We start from the raw sequence: 15,138 nt of genomic DNA on the forward strand, positions 1-15,138 counted from the left end.
CGCCGAAACGTCATGTTGTAAGAGATTCGTCACATGAAGATCGCTTTTCGGCCCTCCATCATAGCCGCAGCTCTTAGCTGCACTATTGCCACGCCCGTTTTCGCCAAAGACCAAGAGGTTTCGACCGAACAGGAGCTGGCAACCATGCGTGCGCAGCTTCGTGTTTTGACGTCCCGGATCGACGAACTTGAATCCGATTTGGCCGCGGCAAAATCCGCAAATGCCACTCAGGCCGCCGCGGTCGTTGAGAGCACCAAAGAGGTATCGGCGCCTTCCGCCAGCGCACCGGTTAACACGCTGGTCAAATCTGATGGATGGAGTTTCACGCCGCGCGGTCGCCTCATGTTTGATGCCGGCACTGTTTCTGTTCCCGAGTCAGTTTCGGCTGACGATGGCTTTGGCAATGAAGTCCGCCGCGCGCGCATCGGGGCGTCGGGCGACCTTCCAGGAGGCTTCGGATACAAGTTCGAGGTCGATTTTGCCGGCGATGAGGTGGCAGTCGCTGACGCGATCCTAACCTATGACGACGGACCTCTCGAGATTGCAATCGGGCAGCATAACAACTTTCAGTCTCTGGAAGAGCTGACCAGTTCGCTACACACGAGCTTCATGGAGCGGGCAGCCTTTACCGATGCTTTCGGCTTCGAAAGGCGGATTGGCGCATCGGCGTCCTATGGAACCGGCATTTTTCTCGCACAGCTCGGAGTGTTTACAGACAATTTTGCAGATACAGGAACCGATAATCGCGGGATCGACGGAAGGATAGTCGTCATGCCCGAGATCGGCGCCACCCAACTGCATTTCGCCGGCTCGCTACATTACAACGATCTCGGGGACGAGGATGCTAGCGTCCGTTATCGCCAGCGCCCTCTGGTCCATTTCACGTCCACCCGGTTCGTCGATAGCGGTAAGCTGGCTGCCGACAATGAATTCGGCATCGGATTGGAAGCTGCCGCGATCGCTGGCCCCTTCCATGCTGTAGCAGAAGGGTACAGACAGAAAGTCGATATGCCGATAGCAGGCTCGAACCCCGCTTTCTTCGGTGGGTATGCAGAAGCAGGCTATTTCCTCACCGCAGGCGATACGCGCGGATACAAGGGCGGTAAGTTCGATCGCGTCAAGCCGGCCAACCCGGTCGGAGAAGGCGGTTTCGGCTCGCTTCAGGTAAACCTGCGGTACGACTATCTGGACCTCAACGACGGTCGCATAGTCGGCGGGATACAGAACGGGTATCAGGCTTCACTGATCTGGAAACCGACCGACTATACGCTTTTCAGCGTCAATTACGGCCGGCTGGAATATGATGATGCCGCCCTTCCGACTGCCGATGGCGACCGGGATTACGGCGTCGACGCGGTCGGGGTCCGGGCGCAGGTCGATTTCTGATCCCGATGTCGTTATGGGCCGCCTAGCAGATTCGGCGACCCGATAGCGAAAGTCACACTCTTGTCGTCAACACGTAACAATTCCGCGCTTTTGCGCGGCTAGTTGGACACCAATGGGGTTTCTACCAATGACAAAGACTTTCAAATTCGCTCTCGCGGCCGCTTCGGCCCTCACTCTCGCAGCTTGCGGCGGCAACGATGTCGGCGGCGGTGCATCGCGCGATCAGATCAAGGCGGTCGGATCCTCGACCGTTTATCCCTTCGCCAAGGCCGTGTCGGAAACCTTCACCCGCTCCAATCCCGACTTCAAATCGCCGATTATCGAATCGACCGGTACGGGCGGCGGCATGAAACTGTTCTGCCAAGGCGTCGGCGCTGCTACGCCCGACATTGCGAACGCCTCGCGCCGCATGAAGGCCAGCGAGTTCGAAACATGTCAGCAGAATGGTGTTACCGACATCATCGAAGTCCAGGTTGGACTTGACGGTATCGCGCTTGCTTCGGCCAAGGGCGGCATCACGATGAATCTAACGCCAAAAATGGTCTACGAAGCACTTGCAGCTCGGCCGTACGGCGAAGAACAGACCAATCAGACCTGGTCGGATGTCGATCCGTCACTCCCGGACACGCAGATCCTGGTTTATGGACCGCCGAGCACTTCGGGAACGCGCGATGCGCTCAAGGAACTCATCCTCGAACCGGGCTGCGACACTAATGCTGAGATGGAAGCCCTGAAGGATAGCGACGAGGATCGTCACGCCCAGCTGTGCACCGAAGTCCGCAGCGACGGCAAGTACGTCGATCAGGGAGAACAGGATAACCTCATCGTCCAGAAGATCGAAGGCAATCCGAATGCCGTGGGGATTTTCGGCTATTCGTATCTTGAGGAAAATGCAGACAAGGTGCAGGGCCTCAACATGAACGGCGTTGCCCCGACCTACGAAAACATCGCCAGCTTCGAATATCCCGGCGCGCGTCCGCTCTACATTTACGTAAAGAAGGCGCACCTTGATGCCATCCCGGGCCTGAAGGAATTCCTGGGCCAGTGGTCGCAGATGTGGAATCGCGGCGGGCCGCTTGCCAAGATCGGCCTCGTGGCCAATCCCGATGACGTGATGGACCGCTCGATGTCGGCCGCCACAAACTTTGACACGCTCGATGGCTCCGAGCTCAAGTAAGGTTCAAATGTACTCACGATGTCGCTGACTATCCTGCTCCTCCTGGCCCTCGGGCTCGGGCTCGCCGGGTGGTTGGCGGCCCGTGCTCGGGCGTGGACCTTCCGGCGCGCCAGTTCACATGGGCGGATCGCCAGCCTGCCCAATTACCATGCGTGGTACGTGGCGCTCTGGATCGTGCTTCCGGTGCTGATTTTTATCGGCATCTGGAGCGCTGTCGCCCCGGGGCTGATTACGCAGTCGGTGCTGGCGAGCCCCGCGGCCGATCAGCTTCCCGCATTCGGCTTCCAAAGGCAAACGATCCTCAACGAGGCCCGCGCAGTAGCGACGGGCGCTTCTCAGGCCGTTTTCAACCCTCTGGCACGTGAGTTCGTCGAGCCGTATCGCGAGGCGTTGTCGCGCTACAACTGGATTGGAATTATCGTCACCTTGCTGGTAGCGTTTCTTGGCGGAGCGTATGCATTCTTGCGCCTCAAGCCAGACTTTGCTGCGCGCAACCGGGTCGAGAAGATCGTTATGGCGATCCTGCTCGGTGCGTCGCTGGTGGCGATCCTCACCACGCTAGGGATATTTGTCAGCTTGGTGTTCGAAACCGTTCGGTTTTTCGGGATGGTTAACCCAATCGATTTCCTATTCGGTGCGCATTGGGGGCCCGACCCGATGGCCAATGCAGCCAATCCCGATGCGAGCCGCTACGGCGCCATCCCTCTATTCTGGGGCACTTTGTTCATCGGTGCTATCATTGCAATGATCGTGGCCATTCCTCTCGGCCTGATGAGCGCTATCTATCTCACTCAATATGCGGACCCGAGGCTCCGGACATGGGTCAAGCCCGCTCTGGAAATCCTCGCGGGCGTTCCAACCGTCGTTTACGGCTATTTCGCCGCACTAACCATCGCACCGGCCATCCGGGATTTCGCCATTTCGCTTGGTGCCACTTCTGCATCCAGCGAAAGCGCCCTTGCCGCAGGCCTTGTCATGGGTGTGATGATCATACCCTTCGTATCCTCGATGGCCGACGACAGCATTGCCGCCGTGCCCCAGGCCATGCGGGATGGCAGTCTTGCGATGGGAGCGACCAAGAACGAGACCATTCGGCGGGTACTCGTGCCCGCTGCACTGCCCGGCATTGTGGCCGGCGTGATGCTTGCCGTGAGCCGTGCAATCGGCGAAACCATGATCGTTGTCATGGCAGCCTCTACTGCGGCCAATCTCAGCGCCAATCCGTTGGAATCCATGACGACGGTCACTGTCCAGATCGTTGCCATGCTGACCGGAGAGGGGAGTTTCGACCATCCGGCCACGCTCAGCGCATTTGCACTCGGCTTCGTGCTGTTCCTGGTTACGCTTGCTTTAAACTTTATCGCCCTGCGCGTCGTTAAAAGGTTCCGCGAAGCTTATGAGTGAGCAGATCGCCCCAACACGCACGCCAGCTTTCGAAGCGCGGCTTAAAAAGCGCTATGCTGCGGAAAAACGGTTTAAGGCCATGGGCCTCGGCGCGATCGTCTTTTCGATTCTGGTGCTGCTTTATCTTCTGGGCACGATGACCATTAACGGCATTGGCGGCTTTCAGCGCGCCGAAGTTGAAGTGCCGATAGATTTCGCCGAGGCAGGCATTTCCATCGATGCGTCTTCGCTCGAGACAGGCAACGCCGTCCAGTCGCTCGAATCCCAAGGTTTACCGCAGGTCGTTGACTATTTCGCCCAGCAATCTCTTGGCGACGAAGGAGCAGCTGAAATAGGCGGACAGGCATGGAGAGATGTCGCTGCGGCAATAGTTGCCAATCCGGCTATTCTTCAGCGAGAAACAGTGTTCTGGATTCCCGCCAGCGCCGATCTGGCCTCCGGTCTTGATGGCGAAGGTTCGCAGGACGTACGTCAACTGGCCGCTGAACTTGCCGATGCGGGCAAACTCGAGAAAAATTTCGACATCGGGTTCTTCACCCGCGCTGACGCTACCAATCCACAGCAGGTCGGCATTTGGGGCGCTCTGAAGGGCTCCATTTTGACGATGATCGTCACTCTGGCTCTGGCTTTCCCGATCGGTGTGCTTGCTGCGCTGTATCTTGAAGAATACGCACCCAAGAACCGGTGGACGGATTTGATCGAACTCTCGATCAACAATTTGGCTGCCGTTCCATCTATCATCTTCGGCTTGCTCGGGCTCGCCGTTTTCCTGACGCTCTTCCCCAGCTACCGCTCCGCCCCATTGATTGGAGGGATGACCTTAGCGTTGATGACCATGCCGGTCATCGTCATCGCCGGGCGCAACGCGATCAAGGCAGTGCCTCCAAGCATTCGGGATGGCGCTCTGGCAGTTGGCGCTTCGCCGGTCCAAGTGGTCTTCCATCACGTTCTGCCACTCGCCCTTCCCGGCATTCTTACAGGGACCATCATCGGGATGGCCCGAGCATTGGGTGAGACTGCGCCGTTGTTGATGATCGGTATGCGCGCTTTCGTTGCAAGTCCGCCCGATAGCTTCACCGCGCCGGCGACAGTGCTTCCCATGCAGATCTTTCTTTGGTCGGACGAAATCGACCGCGGCTTTGTGGAGCGCACCAGCGCTGCTATCATCGTCCTCTTGCTGTTCCTCCTTTTGATGAACGGCCTCGCCATCTACCTGCGCAATAAGTTCGAGAAAAAATGGTGACTGTAGTTCACGAAAATCTAGAGAACGTCGACGCCAAGATGAGTGCACGCGACGTGTCCGTGTTCTACGGTCAGAAAAAAGCTATCGACGACGTGTCGATCGATATTCCGACAGAATATGTCACCGCATTCATCGGCCCCTCGGGCTGCGGGAAATCGACTTTTCTGCGATCGCTGAACCGCATGAACGACACCATCCCTTCGGCGCGTGTCGAAGGTGAGATCACGCTCGACGGCGAGAATATCTATTCGCCAAAACTCGATGTTGTCCAATTACGGGCACGTGTTGGCATGGTGTTCCAGAAGCCCAACCCTTTCCCCAAATCGATATACGAGAATATCGCCTACGGCCCCAAGATCCACGGCCTCGCCGAGGGTAAGGACGAGCTCGATGCGGTGGTTGAGAAATCGCTTCGCCGAGCCGGCCTTTGGGAAGAGGTCAAGGACCGCCTGCAGGACAGCGGAACAGCCCTCTCTGGCGGCCAACAGCAACGCCTGTGTATTGCCCGCGCCATCGCGGTAGATCCCGAGGTAATCCTGATGGACGAACCCTGTTCAGCGCTCGATCCCATCGCGACCGCAAAAATTGAGGAACTGATCGACGATCTCAATGGTCGTTATGCCATCGTCATCGTAACTCATTCCATGCAGCAGGCCGCGCGCGTCAGCCAGCGGACCGCTTTTTTCCACCTCGGTAAAATGGTGGAATATGGGCGGACTTCCGATATATTTACCAACCCGATCGAACAGCGCACGCAGGACTACATCACCGGCCGCTACGGATAAGGCTCCAACAGAATGCAAGAACACACAGTAAAGGCCTTTGACGAAGACATTACCCGCCTGCGCGGTCTGATTGCGGAGATGGGTGGTCTTGCCGAAGTCGCGATCCAGGAGGCGCTCGACGCACTGGTGCAGGGTGACGACGAGCTGGCCAAGAAGGTGGTAAAGGGCGACAAGAAGATCGATGCGCTTGAAAGCGAAATCGACAAGCTTTCCGTCCGAATAATCGCCTTGCGGGCGCCGATGGCGGACGATCTCCGCGAGGTGATCGCCGCCTTGAAGATTGCCGGCGTGGTAGAGCGTATTGGCGATTATTCGAAGAACATCGCCAAGGCGAGCCGCGAGATCGGCGACCATCGCAAGCAGTTCGAACCACTCACCCTGCTTCCGGCCATGGCCGAAGTTGCAAGCGAGATGGTGCACGACGTGCTGACGGCCTATGCTGCGCGCGACGCGGAACTGGCGCGCGAAGTCATCGCCGCCGATGAGAAGGTTGATGCCTTTTACAATTCTATCTTCCGCAACCTCGTCAGCCACATGGTAGAAAATCCCGCGACGATCTCCAGCGCGGCGCAGTTGTTGTTTGTTGCCCGGAATCTCGAACGGATCGGCGACCATGCAACGAACGTGGCCGAAATGGTCCACTTTGCCGCTACGGGCACTTATCCCGTTGACGAGGATGGTTGACACAATTCTGTAGCTTGAGGGTCATACTGCCGTGTCAAAGAAACCGCAGGAAGGCGCCAAGGTGAAGGCAGGTAAGTTATTGTTGGTAGAGGACGATCCCGCCCTCTCGGAACTTCTTGAATACAGATTTTCTAATGAAGGGTACGATGTCCGTACTACTGCGGACGGTGACGATGCTTTGCTGCTGGCATCGGAAGACGTACCCGATCTCGTCATCCTGGATTGGATGATCGAGGGCACCAGCGGGATCGAAGTCTGCCGTCGGCTCCGCCGCGACAAGACCACAGCGCATGTTCCGATTATCATGCTGACCGCGCGAGAGGCAGAGGACGACCGTATCCGCGGCCTTGAGACGGGCGCAGACGATTATCTGACCAAGCCGTTTTCCCCGCGCGAACTCTTGGCCCGGGTTGCAGCAGTCATGCGCCGGATCCGCCCCGTTTTGGCAGGGGAGTCCATTGAAGTAGGCGATTTGACGCTGGATCCGGTCGCCCATAAAGTTTTGCGGCGCGGTACTCCCCTGAAGTTGGGCCCGACCGAATACCGATTGCTAAAATTCTTCATGGAAAGCCCTGGGCGGGTGTTCAGCCGCAACCAATTGTTAGATGGTGTGTGGGGTACCGAAAGCGATATCGAACTGCGGACCGTAGATGTGCATATCCGTAGGCTCCGCAAAGCATTGGAGATCGACGGGGCAAAGGATCCGGTCCGCACCGTCCGTAGCGCGGGATATTCGCTGGAAGCGGCCTGATCAGCGGCAGACGCTGGTCCAGCGGCTATCCATGTCCAGATGAAAGTGATCGGCGTGGGCGGCGTTGTAATCCGGTGACAGCACTGTCGAGAATGCAGTGCACGCCCCGTCACGTACCTCGCGTAGAAATAGCGCCTTATCGGCCTCGCCGTCCCAATCGCCAAGCACGCTAATCCGTCTGCCGTCTTCGAGCACGAAACCTGCAATATCAAGCGCATTTGCAGTCGCATGCTCGCTCCACGCGCCTTCATCGCGGCCATAAATCCGCCGGCAAGAATATGCACCCAAGTGCTCGATTCGCGTGATGCTACTGCCGAAAATTTCTTCAGCCTTGGGTTCGAGTGTATCCTTTTTCCATAGCTCCATAGCGATGGCGACCGGGCAAGTCGTTGCGGGCACGCCGGGACTTAGCGGAAAGGTTGATAATTGAGTACGGTCCGTTCGGCGGCACTCTCCCTCTCCCGCCGGATCCAGCACATTGAATGCCACACCGCTGCGCTCCAACACTGCGCGGCAGGCGGGCACGTCATCCCGTAAGGCGAGAAGTTTCTGCTGGGTCGCCCAGCCTTGCGGGTCGTCGAGCGAGAGCGGCGCCCATGGATTGTGTTCGGGATGTGCAGCCAACCACGCGCGGGCCGCGATGAGCAGACTTGCCAGCACGAGCAGGGCGAGAACTCGTCGGTCCAATACAAACTTACCGATATGGCGTGACAAGGTGAATTTCACAGCTCAGTTCCATAGAGATCGACTGCAACAGCCAAGGCTATCAAAATGAACACGCAGCCAATCGCTCGATCGATCCAGCGTCGCGTTGCGGTCTTTTCCATAGCGCCAGCCAAACGCTTTCCGGCAAAGATATACAGCGAGCCAACGATCATATCGAGTACAAGCGCGATCAGCGCGAGCGTAACGATCTGCCATCCCACCGGCAGTTCCGGATCAACGAACGGGGGAATGACCGCCACCATGTAGACCAGTGACTTGGGGTTGCCGATGGCCACTGCAATTCCATCACGAAATGCATGGGACGATGGTTTGCGGGAAGGCTCGGCATTATCTGCGTCGTCGGCATGAAAGGAATGCCAGATGGCTTTTACCCCTAGCCACGCGAGATAGGCTATTCCGAAGAGCGCCAGAAGACGAAAGGCCAGGGGGTAGGCCTTAGCCAGCGTACCAAGTCCGAATGCCGCAGCGATCCACCAGATAATGTAGCCGATCTGCATACCCACCAGCGCTGTCCAGCCAGACCGCGGACCGCGCCAGATTGCCTGCCCCATGACAAACATCATTGACGGTCCGGGCACGATACTTGTCGCAGCGGTGACAAGAGCAAAAGCCAGTAATCGCTCGGCGTCAAACATGCGATCGGCGCCTAACGCGAGGTTCAATGGAAGTCGCGCGATTTCGGAATAATGCGAACATTTCGCGGATGCCCTTGGTGCCATCCGCACTCGCGATTGCCGGGCTGTGGCTCCTGCCATGGTTCGACTGGCCGGTAAGGATCATTCTGACCCTCACGCAGATTGTCACGTGGGTTGAACTTGTCGGGTAAAGGTGAGGAGACATGATCGGCGCGCGCAAGCGGGGCGTTGAGCATGTCGTCGGAGAGCTTGTGGAGATCCGCCGTCGCATCGGTCATGTGTTGTGCGATCACATGGATCACTTCGTCGTCATATTCGACACGTCCGCGTACTTCCATCAATCGCGCGCCCATCACCACCCGCCGCTGCTTCTCCTTCAGATCCGGCCAGATCACGAGATTGATGACGCCGGTTTCGTCTTCCAAAGTGATGAAGCACACACCTTTGGCACTGCCAGGTCGCTGGCGGATCAGCACCACGCCGGCGACATGGACCATGCTGCGAAATTTCTTCTCTCGAAGATCGCAGGCACGCACGAACCCGCGATCGTTCAAGCTTGCCCGCAGGAAAGTCATGGGATGCGCCTTGAGGCTGAGGCGAGTAGTCTGGTAATCCGCGACGACTTCCTCGGACAGCGGCATTTGCGGCAGCCGCGTAACTTGCTTTTCCGCACCTTCGTCACGGGCAGCAGCGGCCATGAACAGCGGCAAGTCAGGTCCCGCGATTAGGCTCCTCGCATCCCATAGTGCCTGTCTGCGAGATAGGTTCATCGAGCCGAAGGCATCTGCACTGGCCAGCCGTTCGACATGGGCAGGACCGATCCGCGCTCGATCGCGCAAGGCTTGCACATCCGCATAGATGCCCCTTTCTTCTCGTTCCGCTACCAATTGCGCAGCGACAGCTTCCGACAGGCCATCGACCTGCCTCAAGCCCAGCCGCAGCGCCACGCAATTGCCGACGCGACCATCTGTGGGAGCATCCGGCGGCTGCAGCTTTTCCAGCGTGCAGTCCCAGTGAGAGTGGTTCACATCGGCAGGCAGGACTTGCACCCCATGTTCCGCCGCGTCGCGCACGATCTGCGCCGGGGCATAAAATCCCATCGGCTGCGAATTGAGCAGCGCGCAGGCGAACGCCGCTGGAAAGTGGCACTTGAGCCAGCTGGACACATAGACCAGATGGGCGAAGCTCGCCGCATGGCTTTCGGGGAAACCGTATTCGCCGAAACCGCGTATCTGGTTGAAGCAGCGCTGGGCGAAATCTCGTTCGTAGCCACGATCGACCATGCGTTCGACCATCAGGTCCTGCAATTCGTCCACCATGCCGCGGCTGCGGAAAGTCGCCATGGCCTTGCGTAACCGGTTCGCTTCCTCGGACGAAAACTTGGCCGCATCTAGCGCGATCTTCATCGCCTGTTCCTGAAAGATTGGTACGCCAAGCGTGCGCTCAAGAATGCTCGATAGCTCGTCTGAAGGGCCGCACTGAGGCGATGGCGCGGGGATAACCACCTCCTCTGCTCCGCGGCGACGCTTGAGGTACGGATGCACCATGTCGCCCTGGATCGGCCCAGGGCGGACGATCGCAACCTGAATAACGAGATCGTAAAACTCGCGCGGCCGCAGACGAGGCAGCATGTTCATCTGTGCGCGACTTTCCACCTGAAACACGCCCAGCGAGTCGCCCTTGCGCAGCATGGCATATGTTTCCGGATCCTCGCCCGGGACCGTGGCAAGGCTTAGCTGTTGTCCGTGATGATCGTCCAGAAGGTCGAGGCATTTCCTGATGCAAGTAAGCATTCCCAGGGCCAGGACGTCGACCTTTAGAATACCGAGCGCATCGATATCGTCCTTATCCCACTCGATAAAGCTGCGATCGGGCATAGCCCCGTTACCAACCGGAACCGTTTCCGTAAGCGCGCCGTCGGTGAGGATGAAACCGCCGACATGTTGGGACAAATGGCGTGGCATACCAATCATCTGTTCGGTCAATTTGAGAACGCGTTTTAAATGCGGATCGGTTACATCCATGCCGGTTTCTGCGGCGTGCTTATCACTGATTTCACGGCCCCATCCACCCCATACGGTTTTTGCGAGCGCCGCAGTGACATCCTCGCTCAGACCCATCGCCTTACCTACTTCGCGGATCGCCATTCGCGGACGATAGTGGATCACCGTGGCGCATAACCCAGCTCGCCTGCGGCCGTATTTGCGGTAGAGGTACTGGATGACTTCCTCGCGCCGCTCATGCTCGAAATCCACGTCGATATCAGGTGGCTCTCGCCGATCTTCGGAGATGAAGCGATCGAACAGGAGCTGGTGTTTCGACGGGTCGACATTGGTGATACCAAGACAGTAGCAAACAGCCGAATTGGCCGCACTGCCGCGCCCTTGGCACAAAATAGGTGGATCAACCTCCTTTCGAGCGAAGTCGACGATGTCCTTGATTGTCAGGAAATAGCGGGCAAGATCCATCTTCCCAATCAGCGCCAATTCCTTGCTTAGCGTCGCTGCCACGCTTTTGGGGACACCTTCGGGATAGCGCCAGTCGGCCCCCTTCCAAGTCTCAGTTTCAAGATAAGCCTGTGGATGGGTCCCCTCGGGATAGAATTCCTCGGGGTATTCATATCGCAACTGATCAAGGCTGAAATCGCAGGCGTCAGCAACTGCGCGCGCCGCCTCGATTGCATGCGGCCATGGTTCGAACAAACGGCACATCGTCTCGGGCGGCTTCAGATATCGCTCGGCATTGCCGTGGAGCAAGTATGCGGCACGCGCCACAGTGGTCTTGTGGCGAATTGCAGTCATCACGTCCTGCAGCGGACGACGTTCGGGTGTGTGATAATGAACGTCATTGGAGGCCAGGATCGAAAGACCGTTAGCCTTTGCAAGCGCGTCGATCCGCGCAATCCGGGCAAGATCATCGCCAGTATAAAGGAAACTGGCTGCCATATGACACAGCGTTGGAAACCGGGCGGCAAGGAGCGGAACGATTTCTTGAAACTTCGCCGTGTATAGCGCCCTTCCCTTCTCACCATCCGAGGCATGGTCATCAGCAGCACCGCCGGGAATGGTAAACTCGCTTGCCAGATCCGACGGCGGGATGAGAATCAACTGCACGCCTTCACTGTGCTCAGCAAGCATATCTAGCGAGATGTCGCAGGCGCCCTTCTCCTGCCATCGGCCATCGAATGTCCTCATCCGACCTGCAGAAATCAGGCTGCACAAGCGACCATAGGCTTGGCGATCTCGTGGATACGCAAGAAAGGCCAAACCTTCGGCAGTCTCTATTCTACAGCCGATGCACGGCTTGAGCTTGAGCTTCTTTGCCTCGGTATGCATGCGCACCACGCCTGCCATGCTATTGGCATCGGCTATCCCGATAGCATCATATCCCAGCTTTTGCGCCTGCAGCGCGAGGTCGACTGCATCGCTGGCTCCACGCAGGAAACTGAAACAGGAAACAAGACCCAGTTCTACGAATGGTGCGCGCGCTGGTGCATTTACGTCCTCGGGATCAAGATCAATGGTTCGCTTTGGTATCTGCTGGTCATTCTCGGGCATCGCACCGATCCCGGAAAATCATTGTGTCAGCTCCTCGAGCCTCACCTTCACGGCGGCGAGATCGGCATCAAATAATCGCTCTTGCTCCTCGCGTGCGCGGCCATCGAGACGCAGCAGATAGGAAGGATGTGCGGTGACCCATAACTCACTGCCGTCTTCCAGCGGAATCGGGGTACTGCGGACCTTGGAGATACTTACCGTTTTTCCCAGTATGCCACGCGCCGCACTGGCGCCCATGGCCAAAACCAGCTTGGGCTGCACAATTGCGCGCTCACTCTCGATCCACCAACGGCAGGTATCGATCTCTTTTGCCCCCGGATTCTGGTGCAGCCGCCGCTTGCCGCGCTGCACATATTTGAAATGCTTGACCGTATTGGTGACATAAGCCACGCGCCGATCAATCCCGACCTTTTCCAGATGCACGTCAAGCAGCTGGCCTGCCGGACCGACGAACGGACGGCCCTGCTGATCTTCCTGATCGCCTGGCTGCTCGCCAACGATCATGAATGCAGCATCTTGCGGCCCTTCCCCCATGACAGCATGGCTGTCGAGCAGACCAATCGGACATTTGCGGCAGGCATGGATGGCTTTATCGATCGCTTCCAGCGTCTCGGGCCGCTCCTCGAATTCGAGCGTACCTTTCTCGACCATGGTGCTCTCCCGTTTCTGCGCTCCCGCCACCAACTCGGGTATAAGCGCGGCTTCCGGCATATTCTTCCAGTATTTCTTGGGCATTTCCTTCAACATGGCGCCGACTTTGAGACGCGCGGGGTTGAAGATCGACGCATAATAGCTGCGCCACAAATCCTCCATTGGATCCCCGCCGGGCGCATCGCTGCGCTGGGCAGGGGGACCTTCGGACATGGTCTCAGTGTCCCAATGCAGGCTGCCCTGCGGGGTCAGGATCGACCAGCGCATGTTGGAAAAGCGCCGCATGAAAAAGCCAGCATTCGCGCGCAAGATGTGATGCTCGGGCTCGAACCAGGCGACGTAATGCTCGCCCAATTCCGGCCCCTCTGAAACACTTGGACTCTCTACGAGCCGGAAGCGCACGAAGGCATGCATCTTGTGGCTGTCGCGCCGGACATTCTTGTCCAGTTCCTCGATCCGGCGCACGTCGGGATCGGCCTTGTCTTCCATGATCCGTGGATTGTTCTGCAGCCGCCACAGCAAGCGGTAGAGCAGCGCAAAGCGTTCTGCATCGGAATGAAGGATCGCATTCTTCGCCAAGCTTACAAAACGCCGGTTGGCGCGTACGGGACTGGTATCGACCGGAGGCACAGGCGCACGGCATTCACCATGCGCGAACAGGTCGCCGCTTCCGCCAGGTTCGACCCAGGCGACGCGATCGGGCGGAACATCGCATTGTACCAGTGCCCGCGCCCGTTCACGCCAGAAATCGAAATCATCCGGCTCGGGCAAGTGCACCACATAATAGATGCCGAGCTTGACATGCTGGAGCGCGGTCATGCGGCAAACAGTTCAAGCTGTTCAGTTTTTGGTGCGAGCAAACTGCGCAGGTCGGCACGATCGGTCAGTGTGATTGGCCGCCAGTCCACGGTGCAGATAAAAGGCCGCACCTTGGCGATCGACTGCGTAAGCAGTGCTACGTCGTCGAGCCGCAGTGTACGATGACGGCGGCTAACAAGGATTTTGTGCACCGCCTTCACCCCTAGCCCCGGCACGCGCAGCAACTGCTCTTTGCTCGCCCTGTTTACATCCACCGGAAAAGCTTCGCGAAACTTCAATGCCCAAGCGAGTTTGGGATCAATATCGAGCGGCAGATTCCCGTCTGCCTCTGTCGCCTGCATTACGTCGCTCGGCTTGTAGCCATAGAAGCGCATCAACCAGTCGGATTGATAGAGCCTATGCTCGCGGATCAAGGGAGGGCGCTTGAGCGGCAGCACAGCGCTGGCATCTGGTATCGGCGAAAAGGCACTGTAATAAACACGGCGCAGGCGAAAATTATCGTAGAGCCGGCTCGCCTTGCCCACAATATCGGCATCGGTCGCGGCATCGGCGCCGACGATCATCTGCGTGGACTGGCCGGCAGGGGCGAAACGCGGTGCGTGGCGAAACCGCTTCTTTGCATCTTTCGCCTCGACTAAATCGGCCTTCACCTTGCCCATTGCACCTTCAATCTGCCGCGCATCCTTATCGGGAGCGAGGCGGGTCAGCCCGCTGTCAGTCGGCAATTCGACATTGATTGAGACGCGATCAGCATAAAGCCCGGCCTGATGGACGATCTCCGGATCCGCCTCGGGAATGGTCTTAAGATGAATATAGCCGCGAAAATCATGCTCTTCGCGTAGGATACGGGCAACTTCGACGATCTGCTCCATCGTATGGTTGGAGTTCTTCACGATGCCGGAGGAGAGAAACAAACCTTCGATATAATTGCGCCGGTAAAAAGCGAGAGTGAGATCGACCACTTCTTGCGGTGTGAAGCGCGCCCTTATCACGTTCGAACTCTTCCGATTGACGCAGTAATGGCAGTCAAACACGCAGTGATTGGTCAGCAATATCTTGAGCAGCGAGATGCAGCGTCCATCGGGGGCATATGCGTGACAAATGCCCATGCCTTCCGTCGATCCGATGCCCTTGCCTCCGAGACTGTTCTTGTTCGCCGTGCCGGAGGATGCGCAGGATGCATCGTACTTGGCGGCATCGGCGAGAATCTCGAGCTTCTGAAGGACGGTTTGCACAGCCATTCGTTCTCTATATGTTCTAAATTAGAATTTACCAAGAACAAATGATAGACTTGTGCTTCATACCGCAAATTCGTGACGT

General features: G+C 57.8%; 12 protein-coding genes. 7 read left to right on the forward strand and 5 right to left on the reverse strand.

The annotated features are described in order from the left end of the window. Positions 1-33 precede the first annotated feature (33 nt). From ACI2I1_RS00935 to phoB, 7 genes are all read left to right on the forward strand, one after another. A complete protein-coding gene (locus tag ACI2I1_RS00935; protein ID WP_404677541.1) occupies positions 34-1,386 on the forward strand; it encodes an OprO/OprP family phosphate-selective porin in 1,353 nt (450 codons plus the stop codon). Between the two features lie 127 nt (positions 1,387-1,513). Then, entirely contained in the window at positions 1,514-2,563 is a 1,050-nt protein-coding gene (locus tag ACI2I1_RS00940; protein WP_404677542.1) for a substrate-binding domain-containing protein, read from the forward strand. A gap of 18 nt (positions 2,564-2,581) precedes the next feature. Continuing rightward, positions 2,582-3,967 (forward strand): phosphate ABC transporter permease subunit PstC, encoded by a 1,386-nt coding sequence (gene pstC, locus ACI2I1_RS00945; protein ID WP_221543119.1) that lies wholly within the window; start codon positions 2,582-2,584, stop codon positions 3,965-3,967. After that, a complete protein-coding gene (pstA, locus tag ACI2I1_RS00950) occupies positions 3,960-5,210 on the forward strand; it encodes a phosphate ABC transporter permease PstA (protein ID WP_404677543.1) in 1,251 nt (416 codons plus the stop codon). The genes pstC and pstA overlap by 8 nt, the downstream gene beginning before the upstream one ends. Next, positions 5,204-5,995: a phosphate ABC transporter ATP-binding protein PstB gene (gene pstB, locus ACI2I1_RS00955; RefSeq protein WP_221543117.1), complete on the forward strand. Its 792-nt coding sequence runs from the start codon at positions 5,204-5,206 to the stop codon at positions 5,993-5,995. Before pstA ends, pstB begins: the two co-directional genes overlap by 7 nt. A gap of 12 nt (positions 5,996-6,007) precedes the next feature. Continuing rightward, the gene (gene phoU, locus ACI2I1_RS00960; protein WP_221543116.1) at positions 6,008-6,679 is read left to right on the forward strand and encodes a phosphate signaling complex protein PhoU; all 672 of its coding nucleotides are present in this window, start codon (positions 6,008-6,010) and stop codon (positions 6,677-6,679) included. Positions 6,680-6,740: 61 nt separating this feature from the next. After that, the gene (gene phoB, locus ACI2I1_RS00965) at positions 6,741-7,430 is read left to right on the forward strand and encodes a phosphate regulon transcriptional regulator PhoB (RefSeq protein WP_221543210.1); all 690 of its coding nucleotides are present in this window, start codon (positions 6,741-6,743) and stop codon (positions 7,428-7,430) included. Here the strand turns inward: phoB and ACI2I1_RS00970 are convergent, their stop codons facing one another. The 5 genes from ACI2I1_RS00970 to ACI2I1_RS00990 are packed head-to-tail and all read right to left on the reverse strand — an operon-like array spanning position 7,431 to position 15,059. Then, complete coding sequence (locus tag ACI2I1_RS00970) at positions 7,431-8,156, reverse strand: extensin family protein (protein WP_404677544.1); 726 nt, start codon at positions 8,154-8,156, stop codon at positions 7,431-7,433. It abuts the gene before it with no gap. Beyond that, positions 8,153-8,791 carry a LysE family translocator gene (locus ACI2I1_RS00975; RefSeq protein ID WP_404677545.1) on the reverse strand — a complete coding sequence of 213 codons (639 nt, stop codon included), beginning with the start codon at positions 8,789-8,791 and terminating at the stop codon, positions 8,153-8,155. Before ACI2I1_RS00975 ends, ACI2I1_RS00970 begins: the two co-directional genes overlap by 4 nt. A 23-nt stretch (positions 8,792-8,814) precedes the next feature. Further along, the gene (locus ACI2I1_RS00980) at positions 8,815-12,348 is read right to left on the reverse strand and encodes an error-prone DNA polymerase (RefSeq protein ID WP_404677546.1); all 3,534 of its coding nucleotides are present in this window, start codon (positions 12,346-12,348) and stop codon (positions 8,815-8,817) included. A gap of 18 nt (positions 12,349-12,366) precedes the next feature. After that, on the reverse strand, positions 12,367-13,818 hold the full coding sequence (locus ACI2I1_RS00985; RefSeq protein WP_404677547.1) for a UdgX family uracil-DNA binding protein: 1,452 nt from the start codon (positions 13,816-13,818) through the stop codon (positions 12,367-12,369). Next, the gene (locus ACI2I1_RS00990) at positions 13,815-15,059 is read right to left on the reverse strand and encodes a putative DNA modification/repair radical SAM protein (protein WP_404677548.1); all 1,245 of its coding nucleotides are present in this window, start codon (positions 15,057-15,059) and stop codon (positions 13,815-13,817) included. The genes ACI2I1_RS00985 and ACI2I1_RS00990 overlap by 4 nt, the downstream gene beginning before the upstream one ends. Positions 15,060-15,138: the final 79 nt, after the last annotated feature.

The organism is Qipengyuania sp. NPDC077563 (assembly GCF_044901345.1).
In the GTDB taxonomy this organism is placed as follows: Bacteria; Pseudomonadota; Alphaproteobacteria; order Sphingomonadales; family Sphingomonadaceae; genus Qipengyuania; species Qipengyuania aestuarii.